Source organism: Rhizobium sp. R634, from assembly GCF_002211305.1.
GTDB lineage: Bacteria > Pseudomonadota > Alphaproteobacteria > Rhizobiales > Rhizobiaceae > Rhizobium.
Window position 1 is genome coordinate 76,259 of the sequence record NZ_LOKW01000028.1, and the last position, 18,935, is coordinate 95,193.

18 protein-coding genes are annotated in these 18,935 nt (G+C 61.4%); 11 read left to right on the forward strand and 7 right to left on the reverse strand.

Annotated elements, in window-relative coordinates; all coding sequences use genetic code 11:
• Window positions 1–50: 50 nt before the first annotated feature.
• Window positions 51–1,007, reverse strand: a complete 957-nt coding sequence (locus ATY77_RS29690; RefSeq protein ID WP_088690049.1) for a choline ABC transporter substrate-binding protein — start codon at window positions 1,005–1,007, stop codon at window positions 51–53.
• Between the two features lie 234 nt (window positions 1,008–1,241).
• Between ATY77_RS29690 and ATY77_RS29695 the strand changes: the two genes are divergently transcribed.
• The 3 genes from ATY77_RS29695 (at window position 1,242) to ATY77_RS29705 (ending at window position 4,311) form a co-directional block, all read left to right on the forward strand.
• Window positions 1,242–1,844: a thymidine kinase gene (locus tag ATY77_RS29695; RefSeq protein ID WP_088690050.1), complete on the forward strand. Its 603-nt coding sequence runs from the start codon at window positions 1,242–1,244 to the stop codon at window positions 1,842–1,844.
• A gap of 68 nt (window positions 1,845–1,912) precedes the next feature.
• The gene (locus ATY77_RS29700) at window positions 1,913–2,986 is read left to right on the forward strand and encodes a hypothetical protein (protein ID WP_088690051.1); all 1,074 of its coding nucleotides are present in this window, start codon (window positions 1,913–1,915) and stop codon (window positions 2,984–2,986) included.
• A gap of 194 nt (window positions 2,987–3,180) precedes the next feature.
• On the forward strand, window positions 3,181–4,311 hold the full coding sequence (locus ATY77_RS29705) for a DUF2333 family protein (protein ID WP_088690052.1): 1,131 nt from the start codon (window positions 3,181–3,183) through the stop codon (window positions 4,309–4,311).
• A 13-nt stretch (window positions 4,312–4,324) separates the two neighbouring features.
• On the opposite strand, the gene ATY77_RS29710 is transcribed toward ATY77_RS29705, so the two are convergent.
• The 3 genes from ATY77_RS29710 to ATY77_RS33340 all read right to left on the reverse strand — a co-directional run bounded on the left by ATY77_RS29710 (window position 4,325) and on the right by ATY77_RS33340 (window position 6,034).
• A complete protein-coding gene (locus ATY77_RS29710) occupies window positions 4,325–4,786 on the reverse strand; it encodes a PAS domain-containing protein (protein WP_088690053.1) in 462 nt (153 codons plus the stop codon).
• A gap of 47 nt (window positions 4,787–4,833) precedes the next feature.
• Window positions 4,834–5,559, reverse strand: coding sequence for a helix-turn-helix transcriptional regulator (locus ATY77_RS29715; RefSeq protein ID WP_088673030.1), 726 nt, complete (start codon window positions 5,557–5,559; stop codon window positions 4,834–4,836).
• A gap of 145 nt (window positions 5,560–5,704) precedes the next feature.
• Entirely contained in the window at window positions 5,705–6,034 is a 330-nt protein-coding gene (locus tag ATY77_RS33340) for a hypothetical protein (RefSeq protein WP_245314404.1), read from the reverse strand.
• Here ATY77_RS33340 and ATY77_RS29720 point away from each other — a divergent pair.
• On the forward strand, window positions 6,024–7,580 hold the full coding sequence (locus tag ATY77_RS29720; RefSeq protein ID WP_245314405.1) for a hypothetical protein: 1,557 nt from the start codon (window positions 6,024–6,026) through the stop codon (window positions 7,578–7,580). The two genes, ATY77_RS33340 and ATY77_RS29720, sit on opposite strands and share 11 nt — an antisense overlap.
• A 56-nt stretch (window positions 7,581–7,636) precedes the next feature.
• Here ATY77_RS29720 and ATY77_RS29725 read toward each other — a convergent pair whose 3' ends face one another.
• Window positions 7,637–8,167 (reverse strand): TIGR00645 family protein, encoded by a 531-nt coding sequence (locus ATY77_RS29725; RefSeq protein ID WP_088673032.1) that lies wholly within the window; start codon window positions 8,165–8,167, stop codon window positions 7,637–7,639.
• Between the two features lie 154 nt (window positions 8,168–8,321).
• Between ATY77_RS29725 and ATY77_RS29730 the strand changes: the two genes are divergently transcribed.
• Window positions 8,322–10,001 carry a formate--tetrahydrofolate ligase gene (locus ATY77_RS29730; protein WP_088673033.1) on the forward strand — a complete coding sequence of 560 codons (1,680 nt, stop codon included), beginning with the start codon at window positions 8,322–8,324 and terminating at the stop codon, window positions 9,999–10,001.
• Here ATY77_RS29730 and ATY77_RS29735 read toward each other — a convergent pair.
• Together ATY77_RS29735 and ATY77_RS29740 are read right to left on the reverse strand one after the other, a co-directional pair.
• Window positions 9,980–10,273 carry a hypothetical protein gene (locus tag ATY77_RS29735; protein WP_245314406.1) on the reverse strand — a complete coding sequence of 98 codons (294 nt, stop codon included), beginning with the start codon at window positions 10,271–10,273 and terminating at the stop codon, window positions 9,980–9,982. The genes ATY77_RS29730 and ATY77_RS29735 overlap by 22 nt on opposite strands.
• A gap of 19 nt (window positions 10,274–10,292) precedes the next feature.
• Window positions 10,293–11,294: an extensin family protein gene (locus tag ATY77_RS29740; RefSeq protein WP_245314407.1), complete on the reverse strand. Its 1,002-nt coding sequence runs from the start codon at window positions 11,292–11,294 to the stop codon at window positions 10,293–10,295.
• A 205-nt stretch (window positions 11,295–11,499) separates the two neighbouring features.
• Between ATY77_RS29740 and ATY77_RS29745 the strand changes: the two genes are divergently transcribed.
• From ATY77_RS29745 to queF, 6 genes are all read left to right on the forward strand, one after another.
• A complete protein-coding gene (locus ATY77_RS29745; RefSeq protein ID WP_088690056.1) occupies window positions 11,500–13,761 on the forward strand; it encodes a TonB-dependent hemoglobin/transferrin/lactoferrin family receptor in 2,262 nt (753 codons plus the stop codon).
• Window positions 13,762–14,029: 268 nt separating this feature from the next.
• Window positions 14,030–16,219 carry an anthranilate synthase gene (locus ATY77_RS29750; protein ID WP_088690057.1) on the forward strand — a complete coding sequence of 730 codons (2,190 nt, stop codon included), beginning with the start codon at window positions 14,030–14,032 and terminating at the stop codon, window positions 16,217–16,219.
• A 125-nt stretch (window positions 16,220–16,344) separates the two neighbouring features.
• A complete protein-coding gene (locus ATY77_RS29755; RefSeq protein ID WP_088690058.1) occupies window positions 16,345–16,584 on the forward strand; it encodes a hypothetical protein in 240 nt (79 codons plus the stop codon).
• Window positions 16,585–16,598: 14 nt separating this feature from the next.
• Window positions 16,599–17,273 (forward strand): DUF2161 family putative PD-(D/E)XK-type phosphodiesterase, encoded by a 675-nt coding sequence (locus tag ATY77_RS29760; RefSeq protein WP_088690059.1) that lies wholly within the window; start codon window positions 16,599–16,601, stop codon window positions 17,271–17,273.
• Window positions 17,274–17,488: 215 nt separating this feature from the next.
• A complete protein-coding gene (gene emfA / locus ATY77_RS29765) occupies window positions 17,489–18,403 on the forward strand; it encodes a CDF family cation efflux transporter EmfA (protein ID WP_088690060.1) in 915 nt (304 codons plus the stop codon).
• Entirely contained in the window at window positions 18,403–18,867 is a 465-nt protein-coding gene (gene queF, locus ATY77_RS29770) for a preQ(1) synthase (RefSeq protein WP_008530693.1), read from the forward strand. The genes emfA and queF overlap by 1 nt, the downstream gene beginning before the upstream one ends.
• The last annotated feature ends 68 nt before the right edge of the window (window positions 18,868–18,935 follow it).

Genomic DNA, 18,935 nt, shown 5'->3' on the forward strand with positions numbered 1-18,935 from the left:
CAACAATCGGACAAAATGAAACGGGGCGGCAAGCCGCCCCATTCACATTATCAAAGGCCGAGACCGGTCTTGGCGGCCGAGAGCGCATCGCCCTTGCCGTCGCGGCTCTTGACGCCGGCCAGCCAGGGCTCGAGCGCGGCCGGATTGGCCTTCAGCCATTCGGTCGCCGCCGCTTCCGGCTCCTTGCCGTCGTCGAGGATTTTGCCCATGATCTGGTTCTCCATGTCGAGGGAGAACGTCAGGTTCTTCAGCATCGCGCCGACATTCGGGCATTCGCTGAGATAACCGGCGCGGACATTGGTGTAGACCTTGGCGCCGCCGAAATCAGGCCCGAAGACGTCGTCGCCGCCGGTGAGGTATGTCAGCTTGAAGTTGGTGTTCATCGGATGGGGTTCCCAGCCGAGGAAGACGACGGGCTTGCCCGCCTTCTCGGCACGGGCGACCTGGGCGAGCATACCCTGTTCGGAGGATTCGACGACTTCCATGTCCTTCATGCCGAAGGTGTTCTTTTCGATCAGGTCCATGACGAGGCGGTTGCCGTCATTGCCGGGCTCGATGCCATAGATCTTGCCGTCGAGATCGTCCTTATGGGCAGCGATGTCCTTGAAGTCCTTGATGCCGAGTTCCGCGCCCTTGGCGTTGGTGGCCAGTGTGTACTTGGCGCCGACGAGGTTGGGGCCGAAGGATTCGACCGACTTGTCGTCGAGATAGGGACGGACGTCCTTTTCCTGCGTCGGCATCCAGTTGCCGAGGAAGATGTCGATATCCTTGTTCTTCAGCGAGGTATAGGTGACCGGCACCGAGAGAACCTTGACGTCGGTCTCATAGCCGATGCTCTTCAGCACCACGGATGCGGTGGCGGTGGTGGCGGTGATGTCAGTCCAGCCGACATCCGAGAAGCGGACGGTGGAGCAGCTGTCAGGGTCTGCGGCGAAGGCGGCGGTCGCAACGGAAAGGGCGGCGACGGCGGTTGCGGTGACGAGTTTGAATGTGCTTGTTGTTTTCATTTTAGACTCCCAGTCTTTAGGTCCCCAAGCCAATCACCAATAGCCCAGTTTGACAAGCGACCTCAGTGTGTTTGCGTCGTATCGGCGGGTGCGATTGCGACGTTTGCAGATTTTTCGCGGTGGCCGGTTTTCGCGACTGGCGGCGGCTTTTAAGCGTCGATTCCTGTGATTATTGCCGTCACGGGTCTTTTCTTTGCCGGTGCGAGCTTTCAATAACCGATCAAGGAGACATCGATGGCAAAGCTCTATTTCAACTATTCGACGATGAACGCCGGCAAATCGACCATGCTGCTGCAGGCCTCCTATAATTATCAGGAGCGCGGCATGCGCACGGTCCAGCTGATCGCGGCCTTCGACGAGCGCGCCGGCCGGGGCGTCATCGGCTCCAGGATCGGGCTGGAGGCGAGCGCCATTCCCTTCGAGCCGGATGAGGATCTGTTCCAGCTGATCATGGCATTGAGCGGCGAAGGGGAGCCGATCTCCTGCATCTTCGTCGACGAGGCCCATTTCATGACGCCTCTCCATGTCTGGCAACTCGCCCGCATCGTCGACAGGCTTGGCATCCCCGTCATGGTCTACGGGCTCAGAACCGATTTTCAGGGCAAGCTGTTTCCGGCCTCGCAGGAGCTCCTGGCGATCGCCGACGAAATGCGCGAGGTGCGCACCATCTGCCATTGCGGGCGCAAGGCGACGATGGTGGTGCGGCTCGACGCGCAGGGCAAGGTGCTGCACGAAGGGGCGCAGATCGACGTCGGCGGCAACGAGAAATATGTCTCGCTCTGCCGCAGGCACTGGGACGACGAGATGAACGGCGCCTGGATCGCCGAGCCTGTCTGAAGCCGTCTGTTTTCTTTGGTGCGGTAAGCGACTAGCTTACCGGGCAGGAGATTCCCCGGAGAAATCAGGTGCGCAAAGCCCCGCCATTCGACAGCCAGTACGAAGCCGCAGGCGGCCTTGCCGAAAAGATTGCGGTCGAGGGAGCCTATTGCGCAGCCTGCATCCGCGCCTTCAACAGCGACGAAACACAGTCGGCCGACGAGGTCTTCCTCGAACAGAACGCCCGCTTCCAGGCCCATATCGCCGATAGCGCGGCTTTGGATGCACTGCTTGCCGAGCTGGTCTTTTCGCTCGACCGGATGACGGCGGAGGTTTCGGCCGATCTCGACAGTTTCCGCGGATTGACGCTGCGCGAGAAAATGGCCGGCTGGACGTCGCGCCAACGGATGTGGCGCAAGCATACGGAGCGCGTGCGCGAGGCGCCCGTTATCGAGCGGCTGCTCGACCTCCTGACGAAATCGGACGCGCTCGCCAGGTTGATCGCCGGCCAGCGCGCCGAGATCATGGAACGTCACAAGGCGGCCGAACACAGCCTCGTCTCGATCGTCGAGCACCGGCGCCGGCTGGTCGATTCCATCGATATCGCCCGCCTGAAGATGAAGGAGCTCAACGCCAAGGCGCTGACGACGCAGGGCCGCATCGGCGTCTACGGCAACAGGGCGCATTGGGAGCAGATGGAGGCGGAGCGGCGGGCGCTGAAGGCGGAGGCGGAGCGCATCTCCGCCGAGGAGCATGTGATGCGGGACGACAGCCAGCGGCGCGAGCGTTTCATCACGTTGTTCCAGGCCTTCGTCGATTCACTGAACGGCCGGATCGGCGCCTGCAACGTGCTGCTGCGCAAATTGATGATCGATGTCGAGGAGCGGCTCCTCATCTACCAGGCGCAGGTCGATACCGACCGGCCGGGTATGAAGGGCAGGATCAAGCCGGAACTCTTTCCCGATATCGCGGCACCCATCAGGCTGTTCGAGAAGGGCATGCTGGTCGCCCAGGATTTGGAGCGGCGCAAGAGCCGCGCCGACCTGGAAGCGGCGGGAAGATTTCCTGCCTATGCCGAGCCGTTCCCGGAAAGCTCGGGAGCGCCGCTCATCGATGCGGCCCGCAGGTCCTTCCGCTTCAGCCTGCCTTTCCTGCGCTCCTGAGCCGTGAAGCGCGCGGTCGACGCTGCTTTCATTCGCAAAAATCGAGTGGCTCGTGTTGTGCTCGGCCCATCGAGCGCATATGTGGATGCAACGGGGCTGCGAATTATGCAGCAACTCAAAGTGCTACAGTGTCCTTAGCGCGTTTAAAAAACGCGCGGCGATGTAGTCTTCGCCTCGCTTGACAGGAGACGACGATGCTTGACCGGATAGCCGGTTTTTTCAGGCTGATCGGCCAGACGATCGGCCGGTGGGCCCGCCTGTTTTTCGCCTGGGCCTTCTGGCCCTTCCTCGCTGCGCATGGCTGGTATCAGCGCCGGAGCTGGATGATCCGCTTGCCGATCATCGCATTCGTCGCGCTCTTCATCGTGCTTTACGGCTATTTCTTCTGGCAGACGCAGGTCTGGACGAATTTCAACACCGCCTTCGTCGACCAATACCGGCTTTCCGAACGCAAGGTTCCCGCCGGACAGGAACTGCCGGCTGCCGAGGGGAGCGGCGCTGCCGCCGCCAAGACCTGCCAGCGCTCGGCCATCGTCGACGTCACGGCCGATCTCACCGATTTCAACGTCAACCAGAATGCGTGGATCTCCTCCATGCTGCTCTACAAGATGGGCTTCTTCGGTATCGACTGGGATCACACGCCCTTCCTCGACAACAAGGCTTCGTTCCAGCGCGGCATCAACCAGGCGGTTCGTCGGACGTCGGCGGAACTCGTCGATACGCTCGGGCGCGTGCGCGGTACATCGGGCGTCAACAACGATCTGCAGCGCGCGCGCGGCAATCTGCAATTCGACGAGTCCAGCTGGTATTTCGGCCTCAATCCCTTCGGGCCGAAGACGCCGACGCCGTCCTACTACCGCACGGCGATCGGAGACCTGCGCAAGTTCAACACCGATCTTGCTGCCTGCAATGCCATTTTCGACGGCCGCGCCGACAATCTGATGCAGTTCATCGACCGCATCGCCAATGATCTCGGCAGCACCTCCGACATGCTGGCAGAGCGCTCGGAACACCACAATCGCGGTTGGTTCGACACGCGCGCCGACGACCGGTTCTGGTTCGCCTACGGCCAGCTCTATGCCTATTACGCGATCCTGACGGCCGCGCAGGCGGATTTCTCGCAGGTGGTGCAGGAGCGCAATCTCGGCGCAATCTGGGGCGGCACGACGCGGCAGTTCCAGGCGGCGCTGCGCATCCAGCCGGCCATCATCTCGAACGGGCGCGAGGACGGCTGGATCATGCCGAGCCATCTCGCCACCATGGGCTTCTATATTCTCAGGGTGCGTTCGAACATCGTCGAGATCCGTTCGGTGCTCGACCGGTAAAGACCTCTTGGGGTCAGGTGGAGGCGGTGTTGTCTTCGAAGCCGACGACGCGCAGTTTCTCGACGAATTCGTAGGTGACGCCGACGATGCCGCCGCCGCTTGCATCGTCGCGGAAGCGGCCGACACTGCGCACCAGTTTGTAGCCGCCGAGCCGGTTGTCGACGCGATAGACGAAATGGAAGCCGGTGCCGTGAAGGCTCGCCTGCTCGAAGGTTTCGGCGATCAGACTGCGGTCCTCCGCGTGGATGCGCGACATCAGCTCGGCGAGATTGACCGGGCCGTCGCTGTAGGGGAGGTCGAAGATCGTGTGGACATCCTCGCTCGCGAAGAAATGTCCCGTTTCGATGTCGATGCGCCAGAAGCCGAAAAGGCGATAGGCCGCGAGCATCTGGACGATTTCCGCATCGGTGATGCCGATATGGGCGCGGGATTGCGCAATCTTGTCGATGACAGGCTGTTCGAAGCGCAGCGGCACGTTTTTCCCCAGGTCACGGGACGACGTGCTGACTCTCTTCTGATTCCTCAGCTGATCAGCTTCAATCGGATGGCTTTTGCTACCAACTGGGTGCGGTTGACGCAATCGAGTTTTTTGATCGCGTTGGTCATGTAGGCATTCACCGTGTGATCCGACAGCGTCAGGATCTGGCCGATCTCGATCGAGGTCTTGCCCTGCGCGGTCCAGCGCACGACTTCCAGTTCGCGTGCGGACAGCGCGTTGTGGGCGCTTTCCTCATTCCGGCGAACCCCATTGTATGCATCGAGGGCGTGAAGCGTGATCATCGCCAGCTCGTTGGCCTCGCTCTGGCTGAGGGCCGCGCGCTCTCCGCAGAACCAGAAGACCAGGCGCTGGCCATCGGCGGCGATCGCCGGCATGGCAAAGCCTGCGGGTATGGCATGGCGCAGCATCAGGGCGCGCAGGTCGGCGGGAAAGGCCTGGCCGTTGACCGCGTCGTTCAGGTGCCAGACCTGCGGCACGGCCGACTCCCGCAGCCGCAGACCGAAAGGGCAGCCGCGCATCATATGCGTGCGGTCGAAATCCCTGACATAGCCGGCAGGAAGCGAACTCTCGATCAGCAGCGGTTTCAGGAGAAGGTCTTCCGGCGAGGGGGCGTGCATCACCGTCGCATTCGAGAGCCCGAAGGCTGCAGATATTCTGCCGAGCGCCTGTGCAAACAGACCGCGCGTTCGCGCCGTCGCAAGTTCCGCCGAAAGCATTGACTGTCTTTCAGAGGTAGTCATGTAAGACATTTAAACGCCCCCAGCCAGCCTAATGTTACCGCTATCAAATACAGAAACGCGGCCGGATGCTAGTCCCAATTGCCTTTGCAGAAGGCGATTAATTCAAATTGTGAAAAATTAGTCACAACTGCGCCCGTCTCGGTTGAGCTTCCGCTTACGTAAGTACCGCTGTGGTATCTTTGACTTCCTCCGTGAAGGGATTGCCGTGATCCTGCCCATGCCGGACGAAAAGAGAATCACCTGAGGAAGAGGCCGGGCGGCAAGCCAGGTTGAAATCCGGCTTGCTGGAAATCGATGCAATTGCTAAGCGTATCGTCATGTATAATTGAGGCGATTTAATCGTGCGCGGTGCGAATTCCTTTTCCGTGAAGTTTCTGTTTTCGCTGTTATTACTTGTTCTGTTGTTTCTGACCTTGCCGACTGGGGCAACCGCGCTAGCAGCCGAGAAAAAGAAGCCCGCGGGGCAGCCGCCGATGCGTTTCATTCTCGTGCACCACCCTCTCTGTGTGGAAGATTGTCCGGGGTGGATATCGGCAGAGGGGCGGATAACCGCCGATACGCCGGCCCAGCTCAGGAAAATCCTGAAGAAGATCGGCGGTCGGAAACCGCCGGTCGTTTTCCGTTCCGAAGGTGGGGACGTCGATGCGGCTTATGCGATGGGCCGGATGATCCGCAAGGCGGGCCTCGAAACGGCTGTCGGCGGCACGCGGCTGAAGGGCTGCGCGGCGGACGACATGCGTTGCGATGCCGCCATCGCAAAGGATGGGACGGCGATCGGGTACACCTATTCGGACGGCGCCTACTGTTTTTCCGCCTGTCCGCTGGCGTTCGCCGGCGGTACGTCGCGTGTCGCGTCGCAATGGGCTTTCATCGGCGTCCACCAGATCACGACGGTCTATAGCCGGGTGCGTGTCTCCTACCGCATCGAATACAAGATCGTGAACGGCAAGAAGAAAGAAATCTCCCGCAAGGAAGTCGGGCGCAAGTCAGCGGGCAAGAGCAGCTCCACGAAGCTCGGCAAGAAGGCCAGCGCCGCACTGACGGGCTATTTGAGGGAAATGGGCGTCGATCAGGATCTGGTGGATCTCTTGATGAGCGCGACACCCGACAGCATCAAGATCGTGCCGCCCGTGGAGGCAATGCGCATAGGCCTGATGACCGACATGCTGTCCTACAATGAGTGGCCGGGCATGCCGCTCTGCGCGGCGGATGCAGCCGCCGAGGCCGTCTGCCACGGCCGGCGGGACGTCGGGACGCCTGCGGTTAATGCACCGGTATTTGACAGTCCGCCCCAGAATGCGTCCGGAGCGACGAGCGAGAGCCTGCCGAAAACCGGCCCCATGGATTTCCTGCTGATGTCCGATGGCAATTGCCAGGAAGAGTGCAGGCAGTGGGTTTCCGCTGATGGAGACATCACGCCGGATACCCCGGTTCAGCTCGAAGCGATCTTGAAGACGCTCGGTGGAAGAAAGCTGCCGATCGTCCTTCAGTCCTTTGGTGGCGACGTGGATGCGTCTTTTGTGATGGGGCGCATGATCCGTACCGCAGGCCTGGAAACCTCCGTTGGCAGGACGCGGTTGCCGAATTGCCCGATGCAGGATCCGCGCTGCAAGGCGAGCATGGCCAAGAGCGGGCCGACCGAGGGCGAGGTTTTTGCCGGCGGCGCGTACTGCTTTTCGAGCTGCAGCTTTGTGCTGATGGGTGGAACGCCGCGGCTCGTGGGAAATTCCGCCATCGGCCTCAATCAACCTGGGAAGAGTGAGCTAACAAAGGCTGAGCGTGAGAAATTTCTCGCCTATTTCCAAGAGATGGGCGTGAGTGCCGAGGCATTCGACACGATGATGATCACGCCACCCAGCGGCAGAGGCGATCTTCTTGATTCCCAAGCGATGGCGCTCGGTATCATCAACGGCGTTATCCCTTATGAGGAAGAGCCCGGCTTGCATGTCTGTGGGCCGCAGGCGAAGGAAAGTCTCCAATGCCCCAGGAATCAAAAGGCTGAAATCGCTCCTACGGCCCCGGCGAACTGATATCGGACTGCGAAAGTGCTCTCGTCACCCGCCTGAAGCCGTCTTCGTGCGGCTCGTCAGTCCTTATCCTTCAGATCATTTTTCGACGTGACACTCATCAGCTTCTCCAGGAAGCCGAGCATGACGGCGGAGGCGACGAAGGCGAGGTGCATCAGCGTCAGCCACATGATCTTGCCATCCTCGTATTTGTCGGCATTGAGGAAGACCTGCAGCAGGTGAATGGAGGAGATGGCGACGATCGAGGAGGCGACCTTGATCTTGAGGCTGCCTGAATCGAGCTTGCCGAGGAAGGAGACCTCGTTATCGGCGCCGTCGGCCTCATCGAAGCGGCTGACGAAATTCTCGTAGCCCGAAATCATCACCATGACGATCAGGCTTGCGACGAGAGCCGCATCGATCAGGCTCAGCATGGCAAGGATCATCTGGGCTTCGTCGAGCATGAAGACGCCGGCGGCGATCTTCAGAAGCTTGTAGCCGAAGGAAACGGCATAGACTGCGAGCGCCAGCACCAGGCCCAGATAGAAGGCAACGAGGATCCAGCGGCTCGACAGGATGATACGCTCGACGAAGATTTCCAGTGCTTTCATGACTTCACCTTGAGATGCCGCGGCCGTTGACCGCTCATAAACATCCAGCGTGGCGGCCGCAAGGCGAGCGCTATTCACACCCCGCCGATATTTCGCTATCCGATAGGGAGAAAAAGCGCCTCCGCTCTCGCGCAGGCCGGGACGGGGAACATCCATGCCATCAATCAAATCCGATATCGAAATCGCGCGCGCCGCGGCCAAGAAACCGATCATCGAGATCGGCGCGAAACTCGGCATCCCGGCCGAGCAGCTCGTTCCCTATGGTCACGACAAGGCGAAGATCAGTGCCGAGTTCATCGCCGGCCAGGCGGGCAAGAAGGACGGCAAGCTGATCCTCGTCACCGCGATCAATCCGACGCCGGCGGGCGAGGGCAAGACGACGACGACCGTCGGCCTCGGCGACGGGCTGAACCGGATCGGCAAGAAGGCGATCGTCTGCGTGCGCGAGGCTTCGCTCGGCCCCTGCTTCGGCGTCAAGGGCGGAGCGGCCGGCGGCGGTTATGCGCAGGTCGTGCCGATGGAAGACATCAACCTGCATTTCACCGGCGACTTCCATGCGATCACCTCGGCGCACAATCTGCTGGCGGCGATGATCGACAACCACATCTACTGGGGCAACGAGGAGAATATCGACATCCGCCGCATCACCTGGCGGCGGGTGATGGATATGAACGACCGGGCGCTGAGGAGCATGGTTTCCTCGCTCGGTGGCGTCGCCAACGGCTTTCCGCGCCAGGGCGGCTTCGACATCACCGTTGCCTCGGAAGTGATGGCGATCCTCTGCCTTGCCACAGATCTCAAGGATCTGGAGCGGCGCCTCGGCGACATCATCGTCGGCTATCGCTTCGACAGAACGCCGGTGCATGCGCGCGACCTGAAGGCTGACGGCGCCATGGCCGTGCTTCTGAAGGATGCGATGCAGCCGAACCTCGTGCAGACGCTGGAGAACAATCCGGCCTTCGTGCATGGCGGTCCTTTTGCCAATATCGCCCATGGCTGCAATTCGGTGACCGCGACGAAGACGGCTTTGAAGCTTGCCGATTACGTGGTGACGGAGGCGGGCTTCGGGGCCGATCTCGGCGCCGAAAAATTCTTCAACATCAAATGTCGCAAGGCCGGACTGAAGCCGGATGCGGCCGTCATCGTCGCGACCGTCCGGGCGCTGAAGATGAATGGCGGGGTGAAGAAGGAGGATCTCGGCACGGAGGATGTCGCGGCGCTGAAGAAGGGTTGCGCCAATCTCGGCCGGCATGTCGCCAATGTGCGCCGCTTCGGCGTGCCCGTGGTCGTCGCGATCAACCATTTCGTTTCGGATACCGATGCCGAGATCGCGGCGGTGAAGGAATTCGTCTCGCGGCTCGGCGCCGAAGCGATCCTCTGCCAGCACTGGGCGAAAGGCTCGGCCGGCATCGAGGAGCTGGCGCACAAGGTGGTGGAGCTCGCCGAATCCGGCCAGGCGAAATTCCAGCCGCTCTATGGCGACGACATTTCGCTGTTCGAGAAGATCGAGATCGTCGCCTCGAAGATCTACCATGCCGGCGAGGTGACGGCCGACAAGGCGGTGCGCGACCAGCTGCAGACATGGGAGGAGCAGGGCTACGGCAAGCTGCCGGTCTGCATGGCGAAGACCCAATATTCCTTCTCCACCGATCCGAACCTGCGCGGCGCGCCGGAGGGGCATATCGTCTCGGTGCGCGAGGTGCGGCTTTCGGCCGGCGCCGGCTTCGTCGTCGCCATCACCGGCGAGATCATGACGATGCCCGGCCTGCCGAAATCACCCTCGGCGGAGCGGATTTTCCTGAACGATCAGGGTTATATCGAGGGGTTGTTCTGATCGGGGAACGGCTTTCCAAAGCTCTCGACGAGATGACGTTCTCGGCGCTTTTCAAAGTCTGGATCGATAAATAGCCGGACGAAAAGGCTTTGCAGCGTGCCGAGAAGCAACATGCCGATGACAAAGACCCAATGGAATTCACCGGTAAAGATGAAGCCGACAGCGACGATCAAGAGTGCCGCGATGATGTCCGCTATGATCTTCATTTGTCGCTGATCCTCTTTATCCGGTTGCAGCTTCGATTTGGGTATTTCGCTGCGCAATTCAAGCAAGATCGCATTCGTCGAATGATCAATGGCAATAACGATAGCCGCCCTTCCGTTCGATCACGTCGAGATGGAAATGGGTTTCGTGGGCGGCATCACTTTCGGGATCGAGGACGGTGGTGAAGTAGAGGCAGCCGGCGGCGCTGACGGTGCGCTGGAAGGCTCCGGTCAGTGTGGAGTCCTCGCGGCGGGAGCGGACGGCGACGTCCTCGCCTTTTTCGAAATGGAAGCTCGCGATATCGATGGCGTTGCCGCGGGCATGTTCGGAGATCTTGCCGGTTCCGGCGCCGTTGCGCAGGCGGCACATATAGGATGTCGCCTGGTTGACTGTCGTGATGCGGCCCTGTTCCGGCAGGGCGGCGGAGGCGGCAGGGATGACGCTTTCCTTCATCCAGCGGGCAAGCGCGAGGGCGGCCGGGCAGCGCATCGTCGCTTCCGGCTTCAACGCAATGCCGGGCAGGGCTTCGGAGACGATGATCGGTTTGTCGATGCCGCAGCCATTGCCGTCGTCGATGCGCGGCGCTTCCTTGAAGACGACGCCCAGAGCCTGAAGGGCGGCGGTGCATTCGGCATGTTCGGCATCGCTCTCGGGCTCGATCGTCAGATGCTGCTCTTCGAGCGTCTGTTCGGCGGGCGGCTTGGGCGTCTGCGGGCTTTCGGCGGTGCCCGGCGGCAACGGCGGGCCCTGCATCGGTTCTGCCGGCTCGGGCTTTGCCGGGGCGGCCTGCGGCGCGGGCGTCTGGCTCGCTGCCGGCGCCTCCGGCTCCTTCACATCGGGTTTCGGCTGAGGGGCGGGAACTTCTTCGGGCGCGGATGGTTCCGCCTCTTTCGAGGAGGGGGCGTCGGGGCTGGTCACTGGAGCAGCGTCGGGCCTGGGCTGGGGCAAGGGACCTTGCGGAGGCAGGCGGGCGCCGGCAAGAAACGCAGTGGCGGCGAGAAGGATCGCCAATGTCGAAAGTTTTCTCAATGCGTCCAGTTCCTCGTATTCGTGGCTAGAGACAACGCATGAGAGCGTTTTTCGTTGCAATTGTGCAACGTCCGAGAAGATCGCTAAAACTTGATGAGAATATTCAACATAAGGCGACTGCTTATGTTGACAATCTTCGTCATGTTTTTTATGCGGCGAAAAGAAGGCGGAATTCTGCTTCGCCTTTATCCGCAAAGCCCAGCCAGCCCATCGAGCGTTCGACGCGCCACGACCAGCCAGCCCGGTAATCATGAGAGGGTAGGTTATGATCGTCCGTCATTGGCGCTCGGTTCTGTTGGTCTGCACGGCAGTTGCAGCTGTTCTTCCTGTTTCGCAGTCTTTCGCGCAAAGCGCTCCGGCCACCACGCCGGAAGCGACGGCCGATGACAGCACTGTGCTGCAGAAGATCGTCGTCAAGGGCAAGCGCGTGGCGCCGGGCAGTGTCGCCGATACGCCGCTCGCGACCGAGATCACCCAGAAGCAGCTGGAAGAGAAGCAGGTCACCAATTACGACGATATCGGCCGCAGCGTCGATGCAGGCGTGAACTATTCGCGCGCCGATGCGGGCTTTAACCTGCGCGGCCTTTCCGGCGCTCGCATCCTGACCACGGTCGACGGTATTCCGATCCCTTATATTTCGAACAGCTCACGCCAGGGTGCTTTTGCGCCTGCCAACGCCAATGGCGGCGGCGACACTTTCGATTTCGATTCGCTGTCCTCGCTGGATATCGTGCGCGGCGCGGATTCGAGCAAGGGCGGTTCGGGCATGCTCGGCGGCGCCATTGTTCTCAATACGCTGGAGCCGGAAGATCTGATCCCCGAAGGCCGCGATTGGGGCGCGATCGTGAAATCGACCTATGACAGCGAAGACCGCAGCCTCTCCGGCTCGGCCGCCGCCGCCAAGAAGATCGGCGGCACCTCGATCCTGTTCCAGGGCGGCTACCGCAAAGGCCATGAGCGGGCAAACATGGGCAACAATGACGTTTACGGTGCTCTTCGCACCGAGGCGAACCCGGCTGATTTCGACCAGAACAACCTGCTCTTCAAACTACGCCAGGAGCTGGAAGGAGGTCATGGCATCGGCTTGACGGCGGAACGCTTCCGCCGCGATCTGGAAACCGACCTGCGCCACCTTCAGGGGGGAACCAGCCCGCGCAACTTCATGATCGACAATTATGACGGTCGCGAACAGCGTGACCGCGACCGCGTATCGCTCGATTATGATTATGAAGCGCAGTCTTCTGACGCGTTCTTCAGCAGCGCGCGCGCCACGCTCTATTGGCAGAATTTGAAGAAGGAAGCCGGCAGCGGGGGCCGTACGACCGCCAATGTTGCCTATGGCCGCAACAACGAGGTCGAAAACGAAACCTGGGGCTTCAGCGGCACGGCGACGAAGGATTTCGAATATTCCGGTCTCAGCCACTCCGTTCGCATCGGCCTCGACGTCGGCGTCTCCAGCTGGAGCCAATATAGCTGGGCTCTGTGCCCCACGTCGACGACTTGCCCGTCGCTGAACAACCAGGCGGAAGTTCCCAATGTGGACAGCCAGACCCTTGGGCTTGTCGTCGAAGACAAGATCGAGATCGGCAATACCGGCTTTACGCTGACGCCCGGCTTCCGCTTCGACTGGTTCAACTACGATCCCTCGACCGGCGGCGGTTTTGCCAACAATACCGGCCTTACCCGTTTTGGCGATCTTCGCGACCGGACGGAAGCCGCCATGTCGCCGAAGATCCTTGCAACATACGACCTGACGCCTGATGTAGAGCTCTATATGCAGCTGGCGGTCGGCTTCCGTGCGCCCACCGTCGACGAGCTTTACAGCCGCTTCTACAACCCCACGGGTCGCTACGCCCAGCTCGGCAATCCTGATCTGGAACCGGAAATCGGCCGCGGCATCGAGGTCGGCGCCAATTTCGACACGGGCGATTTTACCGGCAGGGTCGCGGCTTTCCATACCCGTTATCAGAACTTCATCGAGACGGTTCAGACTTATAACGCTACGACCAATTTTACGGAGTTCAATTACACGAACGTGGCTGCGGCCACGATCTCCGGCGTTGAAGTCAGTGCGGCAAAGACGTTCAACAACGGCATCAATCTGCATGCTTCGCTTGCCTATGCCTATGGCAGGAACGAGGAGACCACGCAGCGCCTGCGCTCGGTGGCGCCGTTCAAGGCGATCGTCGGCGGCGGCTGGAGCAATGAGACTTTCGGCTTCGATCTTTCCTCGACGCTTTCGTCCGGCATGCTGACCGACCACCTCGATACACCAATCACCAACACCGCCGACACGACCTTCGATGCGCCTGGTTATGCCATCGTCGATTTGACCGGCTGGTGGACGCCGGAACAGCTACCGGGCCTGCGCGTTCAAGCCGGTGTCTACAACATCTTCGACCAGGAGCACTACAACGCGCTCGCCGTGCGCGACGTCAATCTCAGCTCGGCGACGGCGTCGCAGCCGCGGGAATGGTATTCCGAGCCGGGCCGCACGTTCAAGGTCTCGCTCACCAAGACCTTCTGAGCCGGTCATGCCTTCAAGGCTGGGGGAGGGGCGGCTTTCGGGCCGCCCTTTTCATTCGCGCAATCGCCTCTTGCGCGGCGGCTGATCTCAGGCTAACAATTTTTCCCATGATCAAGTCTTTGAACATCGCTGTTTGGTGGTGGGCTCGCTGAGGCGGCCTCGACCAATCGTGTCCAAAGACGACGACGAGTGAGCCGCCCGAAACTTCGAGGCGGCTTTTTTGTTTTATCGCCGCCTGTCGTCCAGGCCCCGATAACGGAGTGGAATTATGGTAACGATCCTGCGGGATGATGGTGCGGAAATCTACGAGACCAAGGGCGGCATCACCGTGACGCGGCAGCGCCGGGCGATCCCCTACGGCGACGCGGTCTCTTCCTATATCGACAAGCTCGACGAGCGCCGCGGCGCGGTGTTCTCGTCGAACTACGAATATCCGGGCCGCTACACGCGCTGGGATACAGCCGTCGTCGACCCGCCGCTCGGCATCTCCTCCTTCGGGCGCGACGTCTGGATCGAAGCCTATAACGAACGCGGCGAGGTGCTTCTCGGCTTCGTGACCGAGCGGCTGCAGACGGTGCCCGACCTCGTGCTCGGCGCGTCCTCGGCCCGCCGCCTCGATCTCTCCGTCAAAGCGCCGGATCGGGTGTTTACCGAAGAGGAACGCTCGAAGATGCCGACGGTCTTCACCGTGCTGCGCGCCGTGACCGACCTCTTTTATTCGCAGGCGGATGCGAGCCTCGGGCTCTACGGCGCCTTCGGCTACGACATCGCCTTCCAGTTCGACGCGATCGATCTGAAGCTGACGCGGCCCTCCGACCAGCGCGATATGGTGCTCTATCTGCCGGACGAGATCCTGGTCGTCGATAACTATGCCGCCAAAGCCTGGATCGACCGCTACGATTTCGAGAAAGGCGGCGTGACAACCGAGGGCAAGGCCGAGCAGATCGCGCCGGAACCCTTCAAGCAGACGGACGCCATTCCGCCGAAGAGCGACCACCGGCCGGGCGAATATGCCGAACTCGTCGTCAAGGCGAAGGAGAGCTTCCGCAAGGGCGATCTCTTCGAGGTGGTGCCGGGGCAGAAGTTCATGGAGCGCTGCGAAAGCAAGCCTTCCGACATCTCCAAGCGTCTGAAGGCGATCAATCCGTCGCCCTATTCCTTCTTCATCAATCTCGGCAATCAGGAATATCTGGTCGGCGCCTCGCCCGAGATGTTCGTGCGTGTCTCCGGCCGCCGCATCGAGACCTGCCCGATCTCGGGAACGATCAAGCGCGGTGACGATCCGATCGCCGACAGCGAACAGATCCTGAAGCTTTTGAATTCCAAGAAGGACGAGTCCGAGCTGACCATGTGCTCGGATGTCGACCGCAACGACAAGAGTCGCGTCTGCGAGCCGGGCTCGGTCAAGGTGATCGGCCGCCGGCAGATCGAGATGTATTCGCGCCTCATCCACACGGTCGACCATATCGAAGGGCGGCTGCGCGACGACATGGATGCCTTCGACGGTTTCCTGAGCCACGCCTGGGCGGTCACCGTCACCGGCGCGCCGAAGCTCTGGGCGATGCGCTTCATCGAGAGCCATGAAAAGAGCCCGCGCGCATGGTATGGTGGGGCGATCGGCATGGTGGGCTTCAATGGCGACATGAATACCGGCCTGACGCTGCGCACCGTGCGTATCAAGGACGGCATCGCCGAAGTGCGCGCCGGCGCGACGCTGCTCAACGATTCCATTCCCGAGGAAGAGGAAGCCGAAACCGAATTGAAGGCCTCTGCCATGCTTTCCGCCATCCGAGACGCCAAGACCGGCAATTCCGGCAAGATCCAGCGCGACGTCGCCAGCGTCGGCAAGGGCGTCAGCATCCTGCTCGTCGACCATGAAGACAGCTTCGTCCACACGCTTGCCAATTATTTCCGCCAGACCGGGGCAACGGTTTCGACCGTGCGCACGCCGGTGCCGGAGGAGATCTTCGACCGGCTGAACCCGGATCTGGTCGTGCTGTCGCCCGGGCCGGGAACGCCCAAGGATTTCGACTGCAAGGCGACGATCAAGAAGGCACGGGCGCGCAACCTGCCGATCTTCGGCGTCTGCCTCGGCCTGCAGGCGCTCGCCGAAGCCTATGGCGGGGAACTGCGCCATCTGGCGCTGCCGATGCACGGCAAGCCCTCGCGCATCCGCGTGCTGGAACCGGGCATCGTCTTCTCCGGCCTTTCGAAGGAAGTGACGGTCGGCCGCTACCACTCGATCTTCGCCGATCCCTCGACCCTACCGCGCGAATTCATCATCACGGCGGAAAGCGAGGACGGCACGATCATGGGCATCGAACATGCCAAGGAGCCGATCGCCGCGGTGCAGTTCCATCCCGAATCGATCATGACGCTCGGCGGCGATGCCGGCATGCGGATGATCGAGAATGTGGTGGCGCATCTAGCGCGCAAGGTGAAGACGAAGGCTGCCTAAGCGCAACGCGATTTCGCCCTTCCTGCTTGCGGGAAGGGCGGGCCGGGCATTCCAATGGGGGAGCGTGGTTGACTTTATCAGGCAAATCAGAACATTTCCGGAACGATCAACCGGGAATTATTGCCGTGGCCAATGCTGAAAAGTTTATCGTTCTCCCTTACCGCAAGAACCGCGGCAATCTCGTGCCGGGTGAAATGCGGCAGGCCTCGAACGCCGTCAGCGCGGAAAAGATCGCCTCGGCGATGGCTGAGCGTTTCGTCGGTGTGGCGGCCTATGCCGTGATGGTCGACGAGGAGACCGGCGACATGAGCTCGCCGCGATTGCTCGCACGCTATGGCGAGATTGCCGATCTCAACGCTGCCTGAGGCGCGATTTTCTGATGGAGACGTCGCTCTACCTGCCGGTCAAAGCCTTCCTGGAGGCGGCGGGTTATGTAGTCAAGGGTGAGGTCGGCGGATGCGATCTCGTGGGTTTAAGCGACGGTGAGCCGCCTGTTGTGGTGGTGTGCGAACTCAAGCTCTCCTTCAATCTCGAACTCCTCCTGCAGGCGGTCGATCGCGCCGCGATGAGCGATGAAGTCTGGATCGCGGCGCGCGTTTCGGCCAAGGGGCGCGGGCGGGAAGCCGACAAACGCTACCGCGACCTCTGCCGGCGGCTCGGGATCGGCATGCTCGGCGTTTCCGATGGCGGCGAGGTCAGCATCATCGTCAGTTCGGTCTCGCCGATGCCGCGCACCAATCCGAAAAGGCGCACCCGCCTCGTCAAGGAACACCAGCGCCGCCGCGGCGATCCTGCCGTCGGCGGCGGCTCGCGGGCGCCGATCATGACCGCTTATCGGCAGCAGGCGCTGCTCTGCGCGGCTGCACTCGAGCGGGGAGTTGTGCGCCCGCGGGATATGAAGGCGCTGACGCCAAAGGCAGGTCCGATCCTGCGCGACAATGTCTACGGATGGTTCGAGCGCCAGGAAAAGGGCGTCTACGCCCTGACGCCGGCAGGCCGGGCCGCGCTTCTGCGCTGGCCGCAGCCTGTCTCCGATCCCGTTCCCCAGAGCTGACGCCGGATCGCGCGACGCTCGCTGCTTTTGCCTTCCAGTTGGGGCGGCAGGAACTGTGAAGGACGCGTCAGTCTCTTTGACAAATCCTCTTTGACAAATCCTCGGGCATCGCCCATATCACCCTCAACTGGACCGCCTGCGCGACATTCGCGTGGGCGGTTTTGCATTTCAATGGCTTGGACCCTGCAATTCATTCGCAACCGCAGGAGGACGATATGAGCGACAACGGCGATCTTACGGTTCGGAAGCTGGCGATGTGGGGCATCCCGCTGTCGCTCGGCGTCATGGGGCTGAAGATGGTGGCCTGGTGGGTGACCGGCTCGGTGGCGCTGCTGTCGGACGGGCTCGAATCGACGGTCAACGTCGTTGCCGCCTTCATCGCCTTCTTCGTCATCCGCTATGCGCAGAAGCCTGCCGACCACGACCATCCCTTCGGCCATCACAAGGCGGAATATCTCTCTGCCGTCACCGAAGGCGTCCTGATCGTCGTTGCCGCGCTGCTGATCGTCAACGAGGCGATCGGCTATCTCGCCGAGCCGCGCATGCTCGACGCGCCGGTGCTCGGCCTTGCAATCAATTTCGCGGCCGGCATCATCAATGCGGTCTGGGCGCGGCTTTTGATCCGGACCGGCCGCAAGCATCGCTCGGCGGCGCTTGCCGCGGACGGCCAGCATATCATGTCCGACGTGGTGACCTCCGTCGGCGTGCTTGCCGGCCTGTTGCTGGCGCTCGCGACCGGCTATGCGATCTTCGACCCGGTGCTTGCCATCCTCGTTGCCGTCAACATCCTCTACCAGGGCTGGAAGGTGATCTCGCAATCGATTGGCGGGCTGATGGACCAGGCGGTCGATCCCCTGGAGGAGGAGGCGATCAAGCAGGCGATCGCCACCCATGCGGCAGGCTCGATCGGCGTGCATGACCTGAAAACGCGGCGGGCCGGCACCGTCACCTTCATCGATTTTCATATGGTGGTGCCGGGCACTATGTCCGTGCGGCAGGCGCATGATATATGCGACCGCCTTGAGGATGCCATCAGTGCAGTGCACGAGGGCGCCAAAATAGCCATTCACGTGGAGCCGGAAGGCGAAAAGGCCCATGGCATCCGCGTCAAAGTCGTCAAGGAGGCATGATGCCGAATACAGATGTTTCCAGCCTGTCGATGCTGGGCCAGCAAACCGAAACCGCGAAATCGCCAGAAGAGGCCGTGCTCGAAAAAGTGCCGTCCAACCATGCCGGCACGGACTACGTTGTGCGCTTCACCGCGCCGGAGTTCACCTCGCTCTGCCCGATGACCGGCCAGCCGGATTTCGCCCATATCGTCATCGATTACATTCCAGGCGAATGGCTGGTGGAATCGAAGTCGCTGAAGCTCTTCCTGCATTCCTTCCGCAATCACGGCGCCTTCCATGAGGATTGCTCGATCTATATCGCCAAGCGCATCGTCGAACTGCTCGACCCGAAATGGCTCCGAATCGGCGCCTACTGGTATCCGCGCGGCGGCATCCCGATCGACGTCTTCTGGCAGACGGGCAAGCCGCCGGAAGGCGTGTGGCTGCCGGAACAAGGCGTCGCCACCTATCGCGGACGTGGGTGAGCTGCGGTCGGGCAAAGCCCGGGCAATCGATAGCTTTTCTCTCAACGCAATTCCGGACGAAAAACCGC